This is a genomic window from Coprococcus phoceensis (genome assembly GCF_900104635.1).
GTDB classification, from domain to species: Bacteria; Bacillota; Clostridia; order Lachnospirales; family Lachnospiraceae; genus Faecalimonas; species Faecalimonas phoceensis.
In genome coordinates, this window is the sequence record NZ_FNWC01000007.1 from 2,433,939 (window position 1) to 2,458,631 (window position 24,693).

A 24,693-nucleotide genomic window follows, 5' to 3' on the forward strand; every position below is an offset into this window, starting at 1 on the left:
ATCCTGTTTAGTTGCCGGCATTCAGCTTCCAGCCGATTGCCTCCTTACGCCCAAGTACAAAATCAGCATAAATGCCCTGCTGTTTAATCAAATCGTCATGTTTACCCTGCTGCACGATTTTTCCGTTATCCACCACCAGTATCTGGTCTGCGTTCCGCACCGTTTTCAGCCTGTGTGCAATCATAATGATTGTTTTATCCTTTGTCAGTTCCTCAATGGCTTTCTGCAGGCGATCCTCGTTCTCAGGGTCTACATTTGCAGTTGCTTCATCTAAAATAACGATAGGCGCATCTTTTAACATAGCCCTTGCAATGCTGAGCCTTTGCTTTTCACCTCCGGAAAGAGAAGCTCCTCCCTCACCGATAACCGTATTGTAACCGTCAGGAAGCGCCTCGATAAAATCATCACAGCAGGCTCTTTTTGCTGCCGCAACAACTTCGGCATGGGTAGCCTCCGGTCTGCCAAACTTAATGTTATTTTCAATCGTATCTGCAAAAAGATAGACATTCTGGAACACCATGCTAATCTGCTCCATCAGGGATTCCAGCGTGTAATCCCTCACATCTTTTCCGCCAATCTTAACCGAGCCGCTATTTACATCCCAAAACCGGGCAATCAGGTTACAAAGCGTTGTTTTGCCGGAACCAGAGGGACCGATCACTGCGGTAGTGGTTTTGTCTGGAATCTGCAAGTTGATTCCATGAAGAATTTCTTTGCTTTCATAGGCGAAATGCACATCATCAAATACAATGTCATGTTTCTTCACAGCAAGTGCTTTGCCGCTTTCGTCCATCTGCTCCATGTCCTCTGTCTGTAATGTTCTTTCGATGCTACTGTCTGCCAGACGCAGCATGGAAATACCCATTCCGAACAGCTTGATCTGCCCAAACACCAGAAATGACATAATAATCACCATCAAAGTATTAACTAATGTCATTGTTCCATTTATCCAGAACACAACCGCTGCCAGCATCATGCCGATACCCGCAATCTGCAATACAAGCTCCTGAAAAATCGTGTAAGGCGTCATAAGCTGCTCCATACCAAGATTGCTTTTCCGGTTATATTCCAGCGCATCCTGAAGATTTTTATCGCCCCGCCCACTCAGGTTAAAAGACTTGATAACGCCCATTCCCTGCACATATTCCAGAACAGTTTCAACAAGAGCCGTTTGAGATTTTTGCGAGTTAGGCGCAATGACAGCAGATTTTTTCTCCATAGAAGATACAACCAGCAGATACACGATGATTCCTGCTGCGGCAATCAGCCCGATCCTCCAGTCAAAAATTAAAATCATTATAGTAAACACAACCGTTCCTATAACGCCGCCTAAAATATTTACCAATGTCATAGGAACCAGATTTTCAATATTGCCAAGTACCGTTGTACATACTCCAGTTACCTCGCCCAAACTGTTCTCGTTAAAAAATCCCATAGGCACACTTTTTAGGCGGTTCCCAATAGAAACCCTCCGGTTAGCTGCCATGAAATAGCCGGCGTGTGTCTGCTGTAATTTTGAGAAACGGCTGGTAACTGCATTTCCAATAATGCTGACGACCATAAAGGCAAGGGAAATCCAGACAGTTTTCATATCCTTATCTCCGTTTGTCAGTGCCATTACCACAAAGTAAATTGCACCAATCTCAAACATATGGAAAACAGCGTTCAGAAAACTTACCGCCACGGATTTATTGATATTGCCTCTTTCCTCACCGGAAAACTCCCATATTTTTTTGAATGTACCAATCATGCCACGTCACCGTCCTTTGCCCCAATATGCGCCTGCCACATGGATTCATACAACGGGCAGCTTTCCCTAAGTTCCTCATGCCTGCCGCTCGCCATTATTCTGCCATCCTTAACTACCACAATTTTATCTGCGTCCTTAATGGTTGACAGCCTGTGTGCAATAACAATTACCGTTTTCCCTTTTACAAGTTTTGCAATGGCTTCCTGTATGACCGCTTCATTTTCCGGGTCTATATATGCCGTGGCTTCATCCAGAATGACTATCGGAGCATCTTTCAGCATCGCCCTTGCAATGGCAATCCGCTGACGTTCTCCGCCGGAAAGATGCGCCCCTCCGCTACCTACCTTTGTGTCATAACCCTTTTCAAGTTCACGGATAAACCCGTCACAGCCTGCCGCCCTGCAAGCAGCCTCTATCTCTGCATCCGTGGCCGACATTCTTCCCATTCGGATATTTTCACGGACAGTTTCATCAAACAGAAAATTATCCTGAGATACAAAAGCCGCCTGATCATACAACTGCTTCAGAGGAATTTTCTTTTCATCCACGCCGCCTATTGTCACTGTTCCGCTTTGCACATCCCAAAAACCTGCTATCAGCTTTGCAATAGTCGACTTGCCTGAACCGGACGGACCTACCAGAGCCGTCATGGTTCCAGCCGGAATTGCAAGGCTCACATCGTGAAGTATTTCTTTATCTCCGTGATACCCGAAAGACACATGGGAAAGCCCTATATCCATCTTTCCAAATGTGACGGTTTTTTCTTCATGCTGTTGTTCCTCTGCAAGAAGAACTTCATCCACCGATTCCACCGTTGTTCCCACTTGTGCAAGCGTATCCACAAAATTCATAGCAGCCATCAATGGCCCCGTAATACCTAAAGCCAAAATGACGGTTGTAATAAATACTTCTGCTGACAAACTTCCCCCACGGTAAAAAACAAAACCGACGGGGAGAATCGTAATCAATGTGGCAGGTACAATCGAGTAAGCCATCGACATACCAAACTGGCTTTTTTTCATCCAGTTATAGTAATATTTCGCATTGGCTTTCACTCTGTCTGAAAATTTGGCATATGAACTTTTTCCCTGGTTAAATGCCTTAATTACCTCAATGCCGTTAATGTATTCTACAATCGTTTCATTCATTTCCTTTGTTGTTCCGACAGCTCCCTCATAGTCCTTACTGTAAGAACCCATGACCGTCATTAGGAAAACCATGCCTGCCGGAATGGAAACAAGCGACAGGAGCGCCATGCGCCAGTCAAGGATAAACAGGTAAACAATAATCAGTATCGGCCCTGCTATATTTGCCGTCAGCTCCGGAAACAAATGCGCCAGTGTTGTTTCCATACCGTCCACCTGATCCACAATAAGCTGTTTCATCTTCCCACTGGACATATCTGTCACTGTTCCAAGAGGGAGTTTCGGCAGTTTTGCCAATATTTTTTGGCGGATAGTTTTTAAAACGGAAAAGGTTGCCTTATGTGATATGGACAGCGCCAAGGTATAAAGCAGTGTCCGCACTAAATAGCCTGCCATCCCAATGCACAGCCATTTGAAGTACAATGACATATCCCTATTTCCTTCAAGCAGATTCACAATCATCTGCGCCGCAGCAAAGTATGGAAGCATCCCGCCTAAGACACCGAGAAATGCGCTGATAACCGCACAAATCAGTCCTGAATGCTGCGATTTTCCAAGCTCCCAAACACGGAGTAATGGATTTTGTTTTTGCATATAGGTTCCTCCTTGATAAGTTAGTTTTTGCTAACCATATATTAAAAAAATATAGTAGCCAATAAGAAGATAACAAAGTGTGCTAACAAAAATCGCAAACTAAGTTATCTATCAGGCAAAAAAGTGTGGCCTTTTATTCAAAGACCATGCACTTTCCGCCAACCGGCTGTAATAAACTCTGCCAGTGTATGCGTTGCCTGAATTGCTTCTTCTTTCGTGTAGTCATGCAGGACTGTTTCAAAGATACAGGAGTAATAAGCATGATTCAGCATATGCAGCTCTTTCAGTCCAAGCCGTTTATATTTAATTCCCTTTTCTTCAAGAACATCGTACATTTTCAACGTGTCCTGAACTTCTTTTTCTACCATCCAGTCAGTAAAGTCAACATATTTTGTTCCATCCGCACAATGCAGAAGAAGTTTGAACGAATCAAAGTGGCTGAAAATAAATTCAATAAACTCGACCATTGTTTCAACCGAAACATTCCACAAATCAGTCATGTTGTCAACAGATATATAATCAAAGCATCGCTCTCCTGCAGCATCATACCTTTTACGAATCCCCTCGACAGCAGGCTCAACCAATGCCGAGAACAATGCCGCCTTATCTTCAAAGTGCCGATAGTATGCTCCAGTCGTAATCCCCGCACCCTTGCAAAGCTCCCGAAGATTTGTGCGTTCATAGCCATTTTTAAGGAATAGCTGCTTTCCACTTTCTAAAATCTTCTCATGGGTAGTCTCATAAGTGCCAACTGCCATTTATTCACCTCCTTGATGCGCCTGTGTGCTAACATAGTTATCATTATAATTATCCCCACTTTTTTTGTCAATAGTTTTTTCTATAAATTTGAAAATTAAATCTGCTATATTTCTCCAATCCGGATCAAGCATCATATCATGACATACACTATCTACAATCTTCAACTCCGCGGTGTGTATTTTAGCATTGTCTTTAACTGCCTGCAGAATTACACATTGGTCATTATATGATCCAATTACCAGGGTTGGAATTTTTCTAACATATATAGAGAATTTTTTTTGACGTTTCATCATGGCATACTCAACCTTTTTTGACTCTTTATCTAATAATGACATATAGTATTCTTTTTGTTCTGAATCTAACCTTTCTGAAAAAAGAATATACTCCAAATTATTTTTTCTCTGCTTTTTACTCATCTGTAGTAATTGTAAAAAATTATTTCTTACTGGCATTGGTGTAATTAAAACAACTGACTGTATTGAAGAGTATATTTCTTCCAAGCACATCTGTGCGATTCTGCATCCCAATGAATGTGCTATCAAGATAATTTTTCCATCAATTATATCTATAGTCTTTATTAGATCTTCTACCATATCCTTGACTACTATCTGATCAACATTTTCTATTCTTTCACTGTTACCGTGATTTCTAAAGCTCATAGCATAAACATTATATCCATGAGCATAAAAAAACGGTATGAAATGTTCTTCCCAACACCATGCTGCATGATATGCTCCATGCACAAATAAAATGGTATTCTTATTTAACAGACTTACTTTTTTTATAATTTCCAATTGCATAACAAGCATTACTCCTTTGTACAATAAAAAAGTTTCTGTCCCAAAACCTCCAAATATTCACCATATCCTGGAAACTCTTCACTATTACAAAACCCATTTTCTTCAAGAATCTCCAGCCATTGTTTTCTATTCAGAAACATGGTATTTGTCGCTTTTCTCTGATCCTTTGGTTCTGTCATCATAAAAGACTGCGTTATGAGGATATCCGGAACATCCTCTACAGTTTCTATGATAAGTAAAATTCCACCTGGTTTCATTACACTATTTCGGCTACAACGTACGCTGTCGGCTTGGCCAGTGCTATGATCCCCTCTAATTCTGCTTCCCTGTGAGCCGGCAGCATCATGATCGGTACAGTCCTAATCTTCGCAAGGGCAAAGAGAACCGCGACAAAAGAGATTCTGTTCGGCATCTGCACAAGTACCTTATCATCTTTGCAGATACCTTTCTCCATAAAATACTGTCCTATGCAGATTGCTTTCTGATTCAGTTCCAAATAGGTAATTTTCTTTTCACTGTCTGTAACTGCAATCTCGTCTCCATATTGCACTGCTCATTTATCAAGCTACTTTCACAGGCTTAACTTCTCACAGCCTTCCAGATCTTCATATTGTTCCATATTCTTTTTATAGCCTGCCATTTTGTATTACCTTCCTTTCCCCTGCACCGCTGCATATGCGGCATAATCTTTTATCAGAATCGGATATAATTTCCATCCAGATTTTATCTTTCCTTTTTCTATAATCTTGTTTTCCCTGACAGAAAAGAAGTCCATTCCCTTGTTCAAACCGATACCCAGCGCTTTGAGATGCGCCTCTCTTGCTGCCCAGTACTGATAGAACCGTTCAGGGCTTTCTGTTTCCTGAATTTCTGCCGCTTCTTCTTCCGTAAAGAAATTTTTGGCAATCTCCATATATTCTGAGATCTCTCCCATTTCCTGCACATCAATTCCCACAGCCTGTCGGCTGGCAAATATTGCCAGCACCCATTCTCCGGAATGGGAAAGGTTAAATGTGATCTTCCTTTGTCCCGGCGGTGCCTTCCAGTACAATTTCCCGTATTTTCCCTGTCTTAAAACAATCTTATCCTCACCTGAATACTCTTTCAAAAACATTCTCACAGCAATCTTTCCTGCAAGATAACGCATTTTATCTTCATGAAAACGGTAATGTTTCGCCTTCTGGCATTCTTCCTTTTCTAAAATAGGTTTATACCTATTCCAAAAGGTTTCCAGTTCTCTCCACCGAAGTTTCCAGATGTGTACCTCTACTGTATGCAGTTCCAGCTTTCCCATATTCAAAAGTTCCCGGTTTCCGTATAATTCAATTTTCATCCGGAACACCCAGAAGGCATTTCTGTACTTCTGACAGAACAGCTTCTTCCTGTTCCCGAATGTAAAAGTGCCCGCCTTCGAACATATGGCAGTGGAACGCCCCTTCTGTATATTTCCCCCACTCTTTCATTGCTGCTTCATCTGCTTCCCGGTCATTCCGTCCTCCAAACGCCTCAATCGGACTGCGTAAAGTGATAAGATCTTTATCATAATACGTTTCATCCATTGTAAAATCAGCTCGCAGCATAGGCAGAAAGAAATCCAAAAGTTCCTGGTTTTCCAGTATCTCCTTTGGCGTTCCTTCAAATCTGCCGAGTACCTTTTTAAATTCGTCATCTGGAAGATGATAGATTGGATTGGGTTCTGGAATACTTGGGATACGACTTCCTGATACCATGAAGCATCGGGCTGTCTTTCCTCTTTTTTCCATTCTTTTTTCTAACTCATAGGCAATCTTTCCGCCCATGCTATGTCCCCAGAATGCATACGGTCCTCTTATGTTTTCCCATATAGTTTCCTCCAATTCATCTAACATATCCGTCATATTATGATACGGCTTTTCCATAATCCTTTCTTCCCTGCCCGGTAGCTGGATCGGACAAACAGTTATGGTATCTTTCATTTTTTGAACCCAAGAATTGTATGCGGAAGCCCCGCCGCCAGCAAAAGGGAAACAAAATAATGTTATATTTTGGGAGTTAATATTCTCACCGTTTTTCAAAAGCCTTTGATTCATGTTAATCCTCCTCCAGAAATCGGTTGTAATTTCATCTCCATAAAATCTGAAAATATCTTTGTTGAAGGTGATACAGATTGCGTTACCCATGCGTTTCCACCAATAATAGAATTTTTTCCAATCACTGTATTGCCTCCTAAGATTGTAGCTCCCGCATAAATTGTTACATTATCTTCAACAGTAGGATGCCGTTTCAACCATTTCTGTTTATGACCTCCGCGAGTTGACAAAGCTCCCAAAGTCACACCCTGATATATTTTTACATGATTCCCAATAACAGCAGTTTCTCCGATTACAACTCCTGTTCCATGATCAATGAAGAAGCTCTCTCCAATTTCTGCTCCTGGATGGATATCTATTCCTGTTATTGAATGTGCGTACTCTGTCATAATTCTTGGTAAAATAGGAACTTTCAATTTATACAGACAATTAGCTGTCCTTTGAATAAGTATTGCCAAAGGACCTGGATAAGCCGCTATGATTTCCTCATAACTCTTCGCAGCCGGATCACCTCATATGCCGCTTTCATATCTGATATTACCAACTGCTGCAGATAGGGCAGCATTGCTCGAAATTTTCTCATCACTTCCTCTGTTCCCCTATCTTCATCTAAAAAATCCAAATGCTTTTTTAAAACCTCTTGAATCATCTGGATCGTATATCTTTCGTTCTTTTCCACATTTGACCAATATTCTATATAGAAAAATTTTCTTAACAAATAGACAAATTCCTGAGTCCATTTATTATCCAAAGATTTTTCTAAAACTTCCTTAATTTGAAATATATCATTATCGTTTCCCAGTAGTTTTTTATTATCTATCAATCTTTCATCCTTTCATAAGTTAGTAATTCCTAACTTGTTTCCAAAAAAATTTTGGCTTTTGCCTAATATCAGTCCACTTGCTAAAATTATATGAGCCACTGCAATCCCTTTAGCAACTATCAAAATTCCGATATCACCAAAACAGAAAGCCAATACACATTCTATAATTAACAATTTTCTTGCAGATTTCCCATAAACCTTTCTTTCTTTTTCATCCAATCTTTTGTGTCCAGTGTCTACTGGAGACAATAAAAATATAACAGCAATAGCAATGAGCCATACTATACAGAATGTAATCCCAAGCTCCGAATTAATTGCTAAATATTTTCCACAAATAAAAATCAGGAAACCGGAAACACAAATGCAGCTTACAGATCTTTTCAAATGAATTCCGCCAACGTACTGTCTTAAAATAACAAATGGCAGTAAAAAGCTGAACATCTCTAACCAGTTTCCCGTTATGATACCCAATGCAATAATAATAGAATATATAAGGATTCTGCTTAACAGCAGTCGATAAGCATATTCATACAAACTGCGTTCTTCTTCTTTAAGAATCCCCCATCGGCTTTGTAAATTATACAGCCAGTCTATCACTTTCTTCTGCATTAAAATTTCCTCAGTCTTTTAACCTCGTCCGGTTCTTCTTCTTGAAAATATAACCAATTGCAAGCAAGATTCGCTGAACGCATCGTCAGCCTGAGCGCCAAAGCATTGATTCCTTCTAATATTTTAGTTGTCATTACATTTAATATTTTTTCCATATCAATTTGCCTCCTTTTTTTCGTGATTCTACTAAAAAATCGCCCCTATTTCAATTATCCCGGCTAAAATGGTAATTTTTTGGGCGATTTTTGCATTCTTCTATTTAACTGTAAAAACAATCTTAACTGAAAACTCCTCCTCGCCAGCTTCTATCTTCATGACTCCTCCATATTTTTCAACCAATTTACCTACTGTATGTAATCCGATCCCATGATTTTCCGGATTTCTCTTTGTGCTTATATAATGTTCTCTTTCCTTTATCAGCGGAAGAATATAGCTATTATAAAACTCCATTACCAAAAGATGACCCTCATTCCCCATATACATATTACAAATCACATGTTGGTCTTTCTTTGTCTTTTCAGCAGCCTCGATTGCATTGTACAAAAGATTCCCCACAATAGAAATCAAATCCAGGTCTTCTATAAAATCTGTTCTAAGATTATTTCCAAGCTTGATTTTATACAATATGCCTTTTGATTCGGCGACAAATTTTCTTTCACATAAAATACTGTTTAGAACCGGATCAGCGCAGTAACTATAATTTTTCAGTTCCTCCATCCGGATCCCCAAATGTCTCACCATGCTATCCAGTTCAAGATTTTTCCCATTTTCTATCAAACTCGCCGCAGTACAAAGAAATTTATTCACATCATGCAGAAAAACCCTTTTATCTTCGTTTACCTTATTGATATATTTCTGATTGATATTTTCAGCTTTACTTTTCTGATAAAGCAATTCCATCTTTTTTACTTCTTCAGACTTCTCAATTAATTTATCAAAGACTGCAAATATACAGATATTCGTCATTAACAACAATGCTGCCCCAATAGGAATCATGATACGATTCACGCCAGTAAAAGAAATCTGCGAATAATATATACACATAAAAATGATAATTGTCGCCGCCGGCAGAGTTAACAGCACAGTAAACAATTTATTTTCAATCGTCTGGTAATTTTTCTTTCTCGTGATCTGGTTAAAACATTTTACTAATAAAAATGTAATTGTGCTCATCAACAAAAGTGACAGCAACTTTTCCAACTCTGAATGAAAGTTATTTTCTGTCCCGGTTACTCCATAAGCCCCTGTAATTACAGCAAACAAAAACTCAGGTACTATAGCCAGCATATAATAGCAACAGGCCAAAATAATTTTCTTCCATACACTTCCTTGGAAAATGACAATAGAGGCAATAGTATAGCAGACAGGAACCATCATAATATTGACAAACGTAGACTCTATATGATTCACACCAAGAATAACCAATGCCGTTACGCCATATATTAGAATCCTTTTCCAACAGGTTTTAATCCTATATGGGAACATATTCTTACCGAAATCATTCAGCATAAGCATTTGGAAACTGCCAATCAAAGCATCACTTAGCAAACTCATCAGATCAACCATTCCTTTCCCTCAGATATTCAAACAGTGCCTCGGTAAACTCTTCTTTCTTTGCTCTTGAAACATTCAGTTCTATTCCGCATTTCAACCGTAGTACGCCTTTTTCTAACCCTTCTACTTTTCCCAAATTAACAATGTAACTATAATGCGCCTGTGCAAATCCCTGATCTTTTAGCTGTTCATATAATTCTCCAAACGCTTCTCTGCACCGAACTGTCTCTTTTTCTTGCTCTTTCACAATGGTTATCTCACATCCTCTTTTGGCTCTGGAAACATATAAGATATTTTCCACATATATGCGTATTATCTTCCCCGCCGATGTCACCGTTACCGCATAGTCATTCAGAAAGCGTCTCTTTACCTCAGTCATAATAGCTGCAATTTCCCGGCGTAAGCTGGTATCGTGTAAGTCCTTCATAATATACCGAAAGGGCTGCCCAAAATTAATACTGTCCACTGTCGGCTCAAAATAACTGGAACAGAAGATTAAAACTGCATCTTTGTTATAATTTCTCAATTTTAATGCTGTTTGGTTTCCATCCAACCCCGGCATACGGATATCTATAAAGACCAATTCGTGGAGAATATCCGTATGTTTCAAAAGTTCATTTCCTGATTCGTATTCATAAAATCTGATTTCATTTTCAGGCAAACTATTTTTATGCTCTATAATCTCCCTGATCGTTTTTCTATATCTTTTATCATCATCACAAATCGCTATCTTATACATAATCCTCCCTAATTGTTAGTTGCAGCTAACCTTATTTCATAAAAAAACCATCCCGCAGAATTTTGCCATGAGATTATCTCTTACTTCTATAACTCCGGTTCCAACTCTGCAAAGATGGAATCTCCAAAAAATTCTGGTATTGTGATTTCTAATCCATCACACAATTTCTTGATTGTAACTACGCCTACATTCTTACTCTGCCCATACAAAATATTCTTCAGCGTTGATGGCGGAACACCAGAACGTATCGCCGCCTCATTCACGGTAATATCCTTTTGCCTTATCAATTCTTCAAGACGATATATAACTGCTGTTTTCATATCCATGATTTCTACCACCTTTTCTCTATTCTATATAAATTGCCCGTAAAAGGTCGCCCATATATAGTCTTTTTGAACAAAGATACCTCTTTGTAAGCTTTGTATACTTTCGTGGTAGATAATTCAGCATTTTTACCAAAACAAAAAAAAGCCGAAAGCCACATTGTTATCCGTGACCTCCGACTCCTTTCTATCTCATACTACATCGTCCTTACATCCAAATCAGCCCCTCTCTCCGGCTTATCTTTTCCCTGTTTTTCCTGAATGATTCTCTTATTGATTTCCAAGCGTTCATGGATTGACGGTTTTTTCTCTTTTTCTGTCATTGCTCTCTTTTGTGCTACTGGCTTTCTTTCAGCTTTCCCTGCGTCCTTAACTGCTGTATTTGCTTCAATGCCAGCTCTTGGCGCAGCTTCTCTGCTCTCAGTTTTCTCTGCTACCTGCTGTTCTCGTCTCTCCTGCACACCTTTTTCTTCCAGGCTGCAAAAGCTCTGCAAATACGGCAACACATGATTCTGCATATCCGTCAGATCTTCCATATACTTCTGGTACTCTTCATTGCCTTTTCCTTGCTGATAGCTGATCCAGCTTTCATCTGTCAGTTTCATTTCATTCTGCATCTTTAACTGACTGATGATACCGCCGTTTCCGGTACCAATATCTATCTTACCTTGAAAATGGTGCAACATCTTGTCACCTTTCTCAGCATAATATACTGTAAAAAACATCTGTGCTGTCGTTTTTGGTTCGTTGGTGTTTTGATCACGATCAGCATACCAGGTTTTGTCCTGTTCTACGGTTCTTGAATCCAAATCAGATAACTTCTGGCATCTTGGCTTCCCTAGCTCACTTTTCTCACAATAATTCACATACACCATTGGTTCCATATCTTTTGGAAGCTCCGGTTCATAGGCTTTCAGCCTTTCAATCAATATACCTGCACGCACAGACTGGTCACATTCTTCATCTACAATATCCTTCAAGTAAGAAACATAGTAATAAATATTGCCGCTTTGTAAATCCAGCATTACTTCCTGTACCGTATTTTCTCCCCTCTCCACGTTATCTCGGTACTCATACGGATCAAAAGCTTCTGCAATCTCATCCAGTGCCTCTGCCAGCTGTTCTGTGGTCATCTTCTCTGGATACATTGCTTCCCGAACATCCCGCATCGGTACATACTTATAATCCGGCAATGCTTCATGAATTTTCTCAATTCCTTCCCGTACCAGTGCAAGCTCCCCATAAAACCGAACATCATCCATCAGATTCCCAAATACGGTATTTCCTTTTACGATTGCAAATTCAGCTTCATCGTAGTAACTGTCTTCCGGATCACGATAGATAATTCCCATTGAGCATCCGAGATAAGCTGTTTCTGGATTCTCCCTATATTTTTCATAGACTGTAGCTATCTGATTAACATCGGTACTTTTTTCATATGCTCCCATATCATGAAACTCATCACATTCTGTGGCAAAATATTCCAGATAAGGTTCTTTCTTCGGTGGCATATTGTTGAGGACGTTATCAATCATGTTATAATTCGCCTCTTCCAGTTCCTCCACCTTTGCCAAAGGCTTATATTCGCCCTGGCTTTTCTGAATCTCTGCCATTACAACCTCATCCATTTCTTCTACCTTTTCCATCAACTGATCATACTCCCCACGGATGCGTTTCCCAGTCCAGCCTTCGTCTTCCAAAAGTTCCTCTGCCGCTTCTTCAATAGAAATTTCATCATTTTCATAGACGCCACCATCCATCAGACGGAAATCTTCATCGTAAAAGGAATAATCGTATCCTTCTTCTGTCCTCTGAATAGCAAAATACCGTTCTCCTACCTCATATGCCAGTTCACTAAGAACCTGTTCTTCCAGATTCAAGAAAGAATCCAGCTGTTCAAAACTGATACTGTCTACAAAATGAGCGGTTACTTTTTCCCCGTCATTCAGAACTACGATATCACTGACTGACAGGGAATGCCCACGGAAATCTTCCGGTCTATCAATGTTGAACCTTTCAAAAATATCATCCAGTGACATATTTCCCAGTAATTCGCCAACATAGACCAGCTTATAATCTTCTTTTTTTATCTGCATACCATGACTTTCAATAAAACGCATATTCATAAATGCATAGTTTTCGCCCGGTGAATCATCCTTGATCTGATAAATACCAAAGGTTCGCCTTGTTCCTAACAGCAGGTTTGCCTCTTTTAAAGACTGAATCTGTGGATATTTTTGCATTTCCCATTCCAGGTTACGAAAACGCTCCCGTTCTGCCATGGACATCTGATAATGCTCCGGTCCTCGTTCGATTTCCATGTGTTCCGTGACATAGATCGGTGACGAAAAATTAGTGATCAGATAGATATCTGCTCCGGCATCGTATAATTTCAATGCTTCTTCCTGGTCAATGACACTCATGGGCTCCTGAAATGCTCCAAAATCTTCATCGGCATAATCCAGATCCTGATTCCTTATCCGTTCCCACATCTGCGATTCCATTCCAAACAGACCTTCATGTGCCTGTATCATTTCTTTACTTGCATACTCTCCCTTGCCGCCATCGCTGCCCAGGCAATAAATCTTAGAACCCATTCTGTGATAATCTAAGGCTGCTTCCTTTCTAAGCGGTACCATGTCCTCTGCTGTATATCCATAATCTCGAAGTTCCAACTTGCCTATGGTTGGATCTGGTAAGTCCTGAATATCCATTCTTGCATCATCCAGTAAATCCTCTACACCTTCTTCATCTGCCTTGTTCAATGCATCTGCCAGATTTCTTACCAGAGTCCTAACTTTCTCTTCCTCACCGATCAGATTCGCATATTCAAAAATCTGTTCTTTTACATCTGTTGGAAATTCTATGCCTCTACTCTCTGCCTGAGCGATCCGTTCCTGCGTATATTCCTGCATTTTCTTTGTTTCTCTACCTGTTATCCTGTTTCTTGCCATATAAGTTCCTCCCGTATTCTGAAAGAAGGCATAACCCACAGAACATTCTTTCTGCCAGATTATGCCATCTTCCTTGTTTTCTTATTCCAGACCGAAGTCCCGTTTTCTATTCTCCTTGCCAGTTTCACTTTCCCGCTGACTCTTTTCTTTATAAATCTGCAGCTTCTCATGGATAGAACCTCGTGCCGGTCTTTCTTCTTTCTCTTTTGATTCCGACTGCTCTGTTTCTGTATCTTCCCGTTCATCCATATTGAGAAGTGCATTTAATTCTGACAGACGCTCCAGTTTTTGGTTCAGTTCCTCTTCTTTTGGAAATGGCTTCCCGACTTCCTCTTTGGCATTTGCCAGCTGCTCCTGTACCGTTTCCAGCCGTTGCTCTGCTTCTGCCAGTTTCTCCGGATAGCTTTCCAAAAGATTATTGATACGAGTGATATTTCCCAGGGCATCTGCCCCCAACCGAACTTTAGCTACCGATTCATGCTTTACAGACAGGATAAACTCTTTGCTCCAGCTGTCGAATTGGATTCTCATGTTGAATCCCTGATAGCTTCCAATGTCCATAGCTGCATCTACAGACTTAATGTCTTTGCAGACCGCCAGAAGTGCCGCACCTGCTTCTTTCTTTTCTGTGAATACTTTGCCACTGATTTCCATAGAAAACTGCTCTGGATCTATGATTTTATGCTCAGAAAAATGAGCGATGTCTGCCTTGTAGCTGTCAATGATCTCCGTCAGTTTTGCAATCTGTTGCGGAAAATTTCTTGCAATATCATCTTCCAGACGGTACTGGTTATTCATGTGATTGGCTTTTAAAAGTTTCAACTTTGCTACGTCCACATCCAATGCCATCTTCTCTTTTACTGCCGGATTTCCGGTTGCAAGTGCTTTGACCTCTGCATAGGAGAGCGCCGCTTCGTCCACATCTTCACAACTTCTGACCGGTGCTTTGCTCGTCATAATCTGGGAAATGAATTTCTGCTTGTTCTCGATCAACTGCCACATATAACTGTCGAAAGTGGATTCTGTTACATACCGGAAGATATGAACCTTTTTGTTATGGTTTCCCTGACGGATAATACGTCCTTCCCTCTGTTCCAAGTCAGACGGTTTCCAGCCAATATCCAAATGATGCAGGGCAATCAGACGGTCCTATAGTGATAGGTAATCCTTTGATGTTATCTCCAGATTTTCCCCCACTTCACACCGGACGTGAGAGTTTCCCCTCATCCGGCGTTCCATCATCAGTAACTTCTACTTTTTAACATCGTAACTTACAGTTCCTTATCAAGTGCTTTTACGTCTATTTCCTCTAATCCTGCATTTTTTCTTATGGTATTTACTTTCCGTCTTTGATTACTTTCCAGTTTGTATTTGTTTAGAATACGCTTGATTTCTTTGTTGTCCTGACTTTTTATCAGCCTTTCCATCTCTTTATGCACAATAATCAGATTATTATATTTATCATCACCGCCACAAGATTTTGGTATTTTACGGACACACCGCATATTTTCCGAAGTTAGAGGCAGCTTGCAAATTGCACATTTTCCTCTTTGTGCCACAAACAGCGAAACGCAGTTATCATTAAATTCTACAGTTTCATTACTGATAGGGTTTCTCATAAGTTCATGCACCCTCTCTATATCTACAGTTTCTAATTGTTTGTGTATTTCTTTTCTTCCCTCAGCTGTATATTTATTTACTACAGCCTTTTTGTGGAGCGGAACACGATGTTGCACATATCCTATTGGGACTAATGGCACACCGTTTATAAATCGCAGTTCTTTACTTTTTCCATATCTTTCTGAAAGATATGGTGTTAATGCTTCGTTAGTTCTGCGTTTCACTCTTGTATTTAATCTGATTTTTATGCTTGTCTTGATTTCATAGGCTAAAGTCTGTATATCTGGATTTACGCACGTTGCCATGCTGTAATAATTCTGCATTCCCATGACAAAGCTATTATAATCCCGAATTGCATACTCACCGGCTCTGCTTCCATTCGTTTTCTGTATTGCTATGATTCTCTCTTTTGCGTTGGTTTTTATTTTCTTCAAAGCCTTTTCTGAGATATGTGATTTTACTACATACTTATCGACTGGCGGTTTACATTTTGTGTCCTTGCCTTTCTTATGCACTTTTATCCTAAATCCTAAAAATTCCGAATAACTGTGTTTTAGATTGACAATTTTTGATTTTTCTGGACTAATATCCAGTCCTAGCCTTGTTTTGAGCCATTGTTTTGTGGCTTCAAACATTACAACCGCATCTTTGTGTTTCCTGCAAAAGATTTTAAAATCATCAGCGTACCTTACGATGAAGCACTCTTTTAATGTGCTGTTCCGCAAAGCCCTGTACTTCTTTGATTTCGATTGAGTTCCATTCGCCTTTATTGCTTCTTTATAGACGTGTCTTGTAGGCATAAATTCCCACTGGCTGGCAATCCACCAGTCAAGTTCATTCAACACCACATTCGATAACAATGGTGAGATAATCGACCCTTGAGCTGTGCCTTTCTCTGGAAAACCGATTTCTGCAATTTCTCCTTTTAACATGGCTGAAATAATACTAATGAGCTTTTTATCCTGTATTCCTATCGTCCACAACTGTTTTAATAGTTTTCCGTGGCTGACATTATCGAAAAATCCTTTAATGTCAATATCCACCACGATATACAGTTTGTTGCTCTGTATAAGTTTCTCTGCCTGTGCAAGTGCATTTTCCACACCTCTATTTGGGCGGAATCCATTGCTTCTATCGTGAAATTTTGCTTCACATATCGGCTCTAACACTTGCAGAATACATTGCTGTATCAGCCTGTCTTCAATCGAGGCAATCCCAAGTGGCCTTTTCTTTCCATTACCTTTGTCAATCTCCACTCGTCTGATGGCTTTCGGCGTGTACCATTCCAGTTTGTTACGGACAAGTTCGATGACCTCTTTTTCAGTCATTTTTGCTAAATGCTCTATCGTTTTTCCGTCAACCCCCGGCGTGGTACTTCCATCATTTTTTTTCATGTTTCGATAGGCGAGTTTGATATTTTCTTCCATCAAAATCAATTCCATCAGGTTTCTAAATTTCCTGTTTTCTAAACTTTTCTGGTATAGTTCGTCAAATATCTCCTGCAATCCATAATACTCAATGTTTCTTAGAGTCTGACGTTTCAGCACTTTCTTCGGCACTGCCAAAGTCGGCTGTCCGCCTTTCTTAGTCTTACTCGAACCTTTGATTCATTACGAATTAAATTTCGATTCTTACTGATTGACTGGAGCCTATCCCTCCACGGCTTATTATCACCGCTTCATTGGTACTGTGGCTCCACTTTCAGTCAGATAAAAGCAGGTTATACTAATGTCAATCGCTTTCCCTGCTAACACTTCATTGCGTGTAAACACTCCGTGTTCTGACCTTCCCTTGTTCCGATATTCCTATCTGTTCATGCCGCCCTTAGGTGTAGCCTATAAGCCTGTATGCTTGCCAGTGCCTGTAACACTGTAAGGTATTTCATAACGTCCATTTTTACTTTACCTCACATACCCCGTAGATTTACGGTTATGACATTTCTGCCATATCACGCTTTAGACTCGTACACTCGGCTGTTCGTCTGCTGTTTTACCAGCTATCCTCACCATAGGCAGTTTATAGACCTCCGGCATATAGGACACACCATCCACCTCTGGACAGCTTTCGACAACTTAATGTTTCGGTGCCTCTCTGCCGACTTCAACGAGCTTCGCACATACAGCGTTTTACACCGCCTTTGCACGTCGTAGTATCAAGGGGAGCGTTTCAGGGCGTTACCCCATCATTCCACTCCTCGGAATATCAGTTAGCTGAATAGATTCAGCCGTCGATTTTAGTTCTAATACAGGATTTATCCCACATTAGAGTTTGTACGACAACAAGTCGCACGCACATTGGTTCCCGCACCCATTTTTGCTGTTGAGCCAATCAAAAAACGAACCTGCCCGGATTTCACTTTTCCAAACAGCTCCGTCTTTTTTGCTTCTGTATTTGCATCATGAATAAAAGCAATCTCTTTTTCCGGTACACCTTTCTCCATCAGTTTTTGCTTCAAGTCATCATAAACATTGAAACTGCCATCACCTTTTGGTGTGCTCAAATCACAGAAAATCAACTGTGCTGATTTCTGTGCTGCTGTATCTTTCCAGATTTTATAGCTTTTCTCTGCACAGACTGCTATTTTGCTTTCCGGATTATCCGGCAACAATTCGTTCACTAAACGCTGATCCAGTGCTAACTTCCTTCCGTCATTGGTAATTTTCAGCATATTATCGACCGAGGCATCTACCCCTCCGTTTCTGACAACTTCTGCACGTTCTCCAAGGCTTTCTACGATTTCTTTCTGCTGTTCCGTTGGTTTCAGCACCACTGTTTCATATTCCGCTTCCGGCACTGGAAGCTTTAATTGATCGGAAGTCTTGATATCTGCAATCTCCTTGAACATATTCATCAGTTCCGGAATATTAAAAAACCGTGCAAATCTGGACTTTGCACGATATCCTGTTCCTTCGGGTGCAAGCTCGATACTCGTTACAACTTCTCCAAAAGTAGAGGCCCACGAATCAAACAATCCAAGTCCCATATTTTGTAATTTGCTGTTCTGCAGATACCGCTGCATAACATATAATTCCGTCATGCTGTTGCTGATCGGTGTGCCCGTAGCAAAGGTAATGCCTTTTCCTCCGGTAATCTCATCCAGATACTGACATTTATTGAACATATCTGCCGACTTCTGTGCTTCGTTCTGTGCAATCCCGGCTACATTTCTCATTTTTGTATAAAGAAACGCATTTTTATAGCTGTGTGCTTCATCTACATACAAGTGATCCACTCCCAGTTCTTCAAACGTAACTACCTGATCTTTTTTCTCTTTCTGATTCAGTTTTTCCAGCCTTGTCTGCAGTGTCTTTCTGGTCTTTTCAATCTGTTTGACGGTATAACGCCCGCCATCCTGTTCATACCTTGCACTCTGAATTGCCATTTCCAGATCATCAATCTGCTTCCGCAACATGGCTTCCTGACGTTCATCAGAGATTGGAATACGCTCAAACTGGGAATGTCCAATGATAATAGCATCATAATTTCCCATAGCGATTCTGGCACAGAACTTCTTTCGATTTGCCGGTTCAAAATCTTTCTTCGTTGCCACCAGGATATTGGCACCCGGATATAACTGCAGGAACTCAGCTCCCCACTGCTCTGTCAAATGGTTTGGAACGACAAAGAGGTTTTTCTGAGATAATCCCAGGCGTTTACTCTCCATTGCCGCCGCTACCATTTCGTAGGTCTTCCCAGCTCCTACTACGTGTGCCAGAAGCACATTATCACCATAAAGCTGGTGTGCGACAGCGTTTTTCTGATGTGGGCGAAGTTCAATTTCCGGGTTCATTCCTGGGAAAGTTAAATGACTGCCATCGTATTCACGGGGACGGATGCTGTTAAATCGTTCATTGTACACCTTTACCAGTCGTTCACGCCTCTGCTGATCTTTAAAAATCCAGTCTTTAAATGCTGCTTTCATGGCATCCTGCTTCTGTGATGCCAGCATGGTTTCTTTCTTATTGAGGACACGGATCTCATCACCATTTTCATTGACACTCTTATCATAGATGCGTACATCTTTCAGGTTCAGGGTATCTTCCAGAATCTTATAGGCATTTGCTCTCTCAGTTCCATACGTTGCATAGGCAAACGCATTTTTGGGACTGTCGGCATTCTTTCCTGTAATCCTCCACTCACCATTTACCTCAGAGAATTTCACCTGTATTTCTTTCTGAAGCAAATACCATGGTGTATGCAATGTTTCTTGCATAAAATCCTGATAATCCGAAGGTTCAATCCAGGTAGCTCCAATACGCACTTCAATCTCCGATGCTTCCAGATCTCTCGGCTGAACTGCCTCTAGTGCACGCACATTCGATGTGAATTCCGGATGATTCTCTGCAAAAGTTCTCGCAGTATTTAATTTATCCCTAACATTTCCGGAGAGATATTCATCTCCGCTTTCCCACTGGTCTGTCAGTGGATTTTTGAAGATAACTCCAACCAGCTCTTCTGTAATTTTCTCTTCGGTCTTTCCGGTCAGCTGTACCATATAAGGGAGGTCTACCTTCGCCCTTTCGTTAAGAGACAATGCCAGTGCTTCTGTGGCAGTCTCCACACTTGTCACAGCTACCGCCTTTTTTATGGTTCGTTTGGTGAACATGTCCGCTTTCCGCTTCAATGTTCCATCTTCATTCAAGTCTTCCAGAGAACACAGCAGACAATAAGAAGAGTCATCAGAAAACGCCCGTTTGTTGGCATTACTTCCAATGACTCCATACTTTGCCGTGTAGGTATCATATACCTGATTCAGTTTTTCCTGCTGTTTCTGGATTTCTTCATCTGTGACGTTTTCCTCCATCTGCATAGCGATCAGCTCTCGGACAGTATCACGGATTGCAACCATCCCTTTTACACGTTCTGCAGTAGCGGCAGGCATCTTCACCTGATTCATCAAAGAGTTGACACGGTAATATACCTGATCATCTACCACCGTATAACTGTAATTTCGCACATTTGGATCTGCTGGAATACTCTCTGGCATCTCATCCAGTTCTGTCTCCACATCTACTGCCGGTGCCATACTTCCCTTGATGTGTTTTACAGCTTCTTGTAACTGTAATTCCAGATCAGCTCCTTCCATTGGAGCACAGGTTGTTTCCATACCATACGGACCGGACACTTCTTTCATCTCACCCAGAATCATTTCCGGATGCTGAACAAAATACTGATTGACTGTAATGCCATTGACATCACTATCCAGATTTATCCATTCCGGCATTTCTTTCGTAAGGCTTTCCCTCTTTTGGAAAAACAAGATATCAGCACTGACTTCTGTTCCCGCATTTGCCTTAAAAGCTGTGTTCGGCAGTCGGATTGCTCCCAACAGATCTGCCCGCTCTGCCAGATATTTCCGGACTTCCGGTGACGCCTTATCCATAGTTCCCTTTGTTGTGATCAGTGCCGCCACACCACCTGGACGTAACTGATCTATAGTCTTGGCGAGAAAGTAATCATGGATCATGAAATTGTAGCGATCATACTGACGGTCATTGACCTTGTATGCACCAAATGGCACATTTCCAATCGCCACATCAAAAAAATCATTAGGATAATCTGTCTTCTCAAAACCTTTGATCTGAATATTGGCATCTGTATAGAGCAGCTTTGCAATTCTACCGCTGATACTGTCCAGTTCCACACCATAAAGTTTGGACTGATTTAGATTCTCTGGAAGCATTCCAAAGAAGTTCCCGACTCCCATAGACGGCTCCAGGATATTTCCTTTTGTAAATCCCAGATTCTCCAACACCTGATACATACTTTCAATCACAATCGGCTGTGTATAATGAGCATTTAAGGTGGAAGCTCTGGCTGCAGCATATTCCTCTGGTGTAAGAACCGTCTTTAATTCCAAATATTCTGTCTCCCATGCAGCTTTTGTCTCATCAAATGCATCTGCAAGACCTCCCCAGCCAACGTACCTGGATAAGATTTCCTGTTCTTCCGGTGTTGCATTGCGGTTCTCATCCTCACATTTCTTTAACAACTGGATAGCCATGATATTTGCTCGGAATTTCTCCTTCGGTGTTCCCTGTCCAAGTTCATCATCTGTGATACGGAAGTTCGTTGCTGGAATCGGTTCTGCTATTCCGTTAATCTCTTCCAAAGATTCTTTTTCTTCCGATACCTCAACTTCTCCAGATAATTCTTTTTCTTTTTTATCATAATCTGTCCACACACGTTGAGAAATAGCAGTAAAATACGAGGACTCTTCCTCCATAATTTCTTCCCTGATTTCACGTAATTCATCTAAGGTATCCGCATTTACAGTTTTGTTGTGATAATGATAATAAAGTACTTCTTGTCCGAGTTTTACATCCAGACGTTCCAATTCTTGTGTTGACATTCGATTCCAAATATCATCTTTTTCCGTATGAATCGTGAAACCTTCTCCATCATCATGATATTCTAATGTGTATTGAAGTCGATTCTCTTCTCCCTTAACTTTGCAATCAAAATCATGGATTGTTGTTCTGGTACCGGACATATATTCTGAATCAACTAATTGCAAATCCATTATATCTTCAGCGGTCAAAGCATCCTGCTCCAGCTGTTCTCCTAACATCTGCTGTGCCGCTTCCAAATCTGCCAATCTTTGTGCTTCCTGACGCTCTTCGTACTTTTCCATTTCTTCCGGTGACAAATAATCATCTGTGCGGATTAACTGACGAACACGTTCTGCAACTTTGTTCCACTTTAATAAAACTTCTACCTCTGGACTGCCAATTTTCCCTTTTGCAAGTTTTAATCCTTTTGCATCATGGGATGCGTCGGAAGCATCTGCTCCTGGTATTCCGGGTGAAGAACCACCTGTTCCATACTCATTTTTCAGGAATTCAGCTGCATCTTTCATATCATGGTGCTCCATGAAATATTCATAAATCCGGTTACGTCCTCCGGCAGTAATGCCGCCTCTTCTTAACACTGCATCTATTTCATCCTGTGTGATAAAGGATAGCGCCGGCCGCTCTACCTTGAATTGCTGATCCACCCAGGAAAAATCTCTCTGGAGGTCACGAAAGCGCTGAAAATACACTGGATTGTGCTGTATTTCCCAGCGATGATAATCTTCTGGATTCTTTTCCATATCTTCCTGAAGCCATTCAAAACGATAGGCTGTCGCAGCTGCTTCCTCCGGTTCTGTCCAAGCCGCCCCCACCACGTCCCGCCAGTCAGAATAAGACAACTGCTCTTCTCTGTTTCTGCTCGTATCACGGAAATGGAGTGCCAGAAGATCTGTCATTTCTTTCTGTTCCTGCTCGATAGCATTATTGGAGATAAGATTATCAACGTAATTTCCCTCCTCATACATATCCTGGATCCTGTCAGCAGCTTCTTCCCACGTAACGATACGGTCAAAGTTTCTTCTTGCAGAGTCACCTCTCCGGATACGAATACCATCGTTGTCGTACCAGATACTGATTTTCTGACCATCTATGGTAAATCCTTTTCCTCCAGTACCATATTCATCTTTCAGGAAGCTTTGCTTTTCTTCATTATCCAGACCTTCGATCAATCTTGCAGTAATGTGAAACAGTGTATTTTTCTGTCCGCTTCCTGTTCTGAGAATATCGTCTACCACTTCATCCGAAATAAGAAAAGCGGCTGGCTGTTCTAATGCAGCTGCCGCTTTCCTTATTTCTCCTAACTGTTCCTCTTCTGTTGGGAACAGGCTTAACTGTAAATAATCTCCTGAATCACCAGCTCCTCTGCCTGTGCCTTGATCTGGTTCATGTGTCTGGTCCATGCCATCCCGTCTGCCATTTTGTCCGGTGCCGGATCTTTCTCCAGAAGTTCGTTCATCAGGTCGTCTACTCTCTGTCTTGCCTGGCTGTCGATCTCCATCAGATGACTGTCCAGACGGTTCTGCAGTGTCAGAATGTTGAACCTGGCTACCTTGTGATTTCTCAGATACTCTTTCCGCATCATTCCGTACTTGCCGATGGTTCCTCTCGTCTCTTCCAGGCTGATATCTGGAATCTGATACTCTCCGTTCTGGCTGTAACTGATCTCTCTCATAGTCTGTTTCCTCCTTTTTTTCTTCTCTATCTTCTGTGTTATCTGTATTACTTTCACGCATTAATGCGTTAAATTTATTATAGACTACTTCTTTTTCTTTTGCAACCGTTTTCAGGTCATTTTCCAGATTATTCAGCACATATCGTCCAATCTGCATCAGGACTGGTCTGCTGATCTCATTGACTGCACTTCCCAGATGTCCTAATACTATCAGCTGATTAAAGTCCGTAATATGCCGAAAATCCTCTGCATCCAGATATTCCTGTGCATCCAGTCCACACCGGTTTAGTAATACATACCAGACACTATTGGTCATCAGTTCCCGAAATTCGACTTCCTGATTCTGTTCGTCCAGTTCTTCCAGAAATGTCCCTGTTACGTCCAGTCTCAGTTCTTCCAATGCATCTGGAAGCCATTCTTGCATACTCTCCTTCGCTGCCTGATACAGACTTTCAGCAAGTCCTCCTTCTGTATCTTCCAGTGATAACTGCTCCTGCAGATAATCTGCCACCAGCTGTTCTCCTTCCACCGGAAGATTCCATAACTGAGGATCCTTTCCAAGATTCCGCACTTTATAAGTGTCCTGCACATCAAATACATACCGAAGTTTCGTTTTCGGTCCGGAAGTATTGTCAATCAAGGCAATCCCCTTAGATCCCTTTTTGATCCAGCGGTACATCTTCTGATTCCAGATTTCCATGGATGCTACGGCAGTTGCTTCCGGTCGCTGTGCATAAATTAAAAGCTGTTCTGGAAAAGTGTATTTGTACAGTCTGGATGCCGTGTTTAGGAACCGCATCCATTCCTGCGGACTGGCAGCTACATCTTTTGCCACCTCTTCCGTCAGCTGTTCCATTGCATATAATTTATTTGCCATGTGCTACTCCTTTTCATAAAATCAGGGACTGCTTAGCACAGTCCCCTTAAAA

Annotated in this window: 19 protein-coding genes; all 19 read right to left on the bottom strand. The window is 41.1% G+C overall.

Translation table 11 applies throughout. The features are described from left to right. Window positions 1–7 precede the first annotated feature (7 nt). Window positions 8–1,750 carry an ABC transporter ATP-binding protein gene (locus BQ5364_RS15170; RefSeq protein ID WP_071144590.1) on the bottom strand — a complete coding sequence of 581 codons (1,743 nt, stop codon included), beginning with the start codon at window positions 1,748–1,750 and terminating at the stop codon, window positions 8–10. Next, a complete protein-coding gene (locus BQ5364_RS15175; RefSeq protein WP_071144591.1) occupies window positions 1,747–3,489 on the bottom strand; it encodes an ABC transporter ATP-binding protein in 1,743 nt (580 codons plus the stop codon). The genes BQ5364_RS15170 and BQ5364_RS15175 overlap by 4 nt, the downstream gene beginning before the upstream one ends. Before the next feature lie 137 nt (window positions 3,490–3,626). Further along, the gene (locus tag BQ5364_RS15180) at window positions 3,627–4,247 is read right to left on the bottom strand and encodes a TetR/AcrR family transcriptional regulator (RefSeq protein ID WP_071144592.1); all 621 of its coding nucleotides are present in this window, start codon (window positions 4,245–4,247) and stop codon (window positions 3,627–3,629) included. Next, window positions 4,248–5,048 carry an alpha/beta hydrolase gene (locus BQ5364_RS15185; RefSeq protein WP_159431701.1) on the bottom strand — a complete coding sequence of 267 codons (801 nt, stop codon included), beginning with the start codon at window positions 5,046–5,048 and terminating at the stop codon, window positions 4,248–4,250. Window positions 5,049–5,056: 8 nt separating this feature from the next. Continuing rightward, on the bottom strand, window positions 5,057–5,305 hold the full coding sequence (locus tag BQ5364_RS15190; RefSeq protein ID WP_071144594.1) for a hypothetical protein: 249 nt from the start codon (window positions 5,303–5,305) through the stop codon (window positions 5,057–5,059). Next, window positions 5,305–5,598: an AMP-binding protein gene (locus tag BQ5364_RS15195; RefSeq protein ID WP_071144595.1), complete on the bottom strand. Its 294-nt coding sequence runs from the start codon at window positions 5,596–5,598 to the stop codon at window positions 5,305–5,307. Before BQ5364_RS15195 ends, BQ5364_RS15190 begins: the two co-directional genes overlap by 1 nt. 96 nt (window positions 5,599–5,694) lie before the next feature. Then, on the bottom strand, window positions 5,695–6,381 hold the full coding sequence (locus tag BQ5364_RS15200) for a 4'-phosphopantetheinyl transferase family protein (protein WP_071144596.1): 687 nt from the start codon (window positions 6,379–6,381) through the stop codon (window positions 5,695–5,697). Next, window positions 6,371–7,117 carry a thioesterase II family protein gene (locus BQ5364_RS15205; RefSeq protein ID WP_071144597.1) on the bottom strand — a complete coding sequence of 249 codons (747 nt, stop codon included), beginning with the start codon at window positions 7,115–7,117 and terminating at the stop codon, window positions 6,371–6,373. Before BQ5364_RS15205 ends, BQ5364_RS15200 begins: the two co-directional genes overlap by 11 nt. After that, window positions 7,114–7,575 (bottom strand): serine O-acetyltransferase, encoded by a 462-nt coding sequence (locus tag BQ5364_RS15210; protein WP_071144598.1) that lies wholly within the window; start codon window positions 7,573–7,575, stop codon window positions 7,114–7,116. Before BQ5364_RS15210 ends, BQ5364_RS15205 begins: the two co-directional genes overlap by 4 nt. Before the next feature lie 17 nt (window positions 7,576–7,592). After that, a complete protein-coding gene (locus BQ5364_RS18740) occupies window positions 7,593–7,940 on the bottom strand; it encodes a hypothetical protein (RefSeq protein WP_071144599.1) in 348 nt (115 codons plus the stop codon). A 12-nt stretch (window positions 7,941–7,952) separates the two neighbouring features. Continuing rightward, on the bottom strand, window positions 7,953–8,549 hold the full coding sequence (locus tag BQ5364_RS15220; protein WP_071144600.1) for an accessory gene regulator B family protein: 597 nt from the start codon (window positions 8,547–8,549) through the stop codon (window positions 7,953–7,955). Then, window positions 8,549–8,704, bottom strand: coding sequence for a cyclic lactone autoinducer peptide (locus BQ5364_RS15225; RefSeq protein ID WP_055152354.1), 156 nt, complete (start codon window positions 8,702–8,704; stop codon window positions 8,549–8,551). The genes BQ5364_RS15220 and BQ5364_RS15225 overlap by 1 nt, the downstream gene beginning before the upstream one ends. 100 nt (window positions 8,705–8,804) lie before the next feature. Beyond that, window positions 8,805–10,115, bottom strand: a complete 1,311-nt coding sequence (locus BQ5364_RS15230) for a sensor histidine kinase (protein WP_235837184.1) — start codon at window positions 10,113–10,115, stop codon at window positions 8,805–8,807. Beyond that, the gene (locus BQ5364_RS15235) at window positions 10,108–10,842 is read right to left on the bottom strand and encodes a LytR/AlgR family response regulator transcription factor (RefSeq protein WP_071144601.1); all 735 of its coding nucleotides are present in this window, start codon (window positions 10,840–10,842) and stop codon (window positions 10,108–10,110) included. The genes BQ5364_RS15230 and BQ5364_RS15235 overlap by 8 nt, the downstream gene beginning before the upstream one ends. A gap of 86 nt (window positions 10,843–10,928) precedes the next feature. After that, on the bottom strand, window positions 10,929–11,168 hold the full coding sequence (locus BQ5364_RS15240) for a helix-turn-helix domain-containing protein (protein ID WP_055152358.1): 240 nt from the start codon (window positions 11,166–11,168) through the stop codon (window positions 10,929–10,931). Window positions 11,169–11,362: 194 nt separating this feature from the next. Beyond that, window positions 11,363–14,119: a YodL domain-containing protein gene (locus BQ5364_RS15245; RefSeq protein ID WP_071144602.1), complete on the bottom strand. Its 2,757-nt coding sequence runs from the start codon at window positions 14,117–14,119 to the stop codon at window positions 11,363–11,365. A gap of 81 nt (window positions 14,120–14,200) precedes the next feature. Beyond that, a complete protein-coding gene (locus BQ5364_RS15250) occupies window positions 14,201–15,244 on the bottom strand; it encodes a hypothetical protein (protein WP_331463040.1) in 1,044 nt (347 codons plus the stop codon). 146 nt (window positions 15,245–15,390) lie between these two features. Beyond that, window positions 15,391–17,304, bottom strand: a complete 1,914-nt coding sequence (gene ltrA, locus BQ5364_RS15255; RefSeq protein WP_071144604.1) for a group II intron reverse transcriptase/maturase — start codon at window positions 17,302–17,304, stop codon at window positions 15,391–15,393. Window positions 17,305–17,990: 686 nt separating this feature from the next. Then, window positions 17,991–24,641 carry a helicase-like domain-containing protein gene (locus BQ5364_RS15260; RefSeq protein ID WP_071144605.1) on the bottom strand — a complete coding sequence of 2,217 codons (6,651 nt, stop codon included), beginning with the start codon at window positions 24,639–24,641 and terminating at the stop codon, window positions 17,991–17,993. Window positions 24,642–24,693 lie beyond the last annotated feature (52 nt).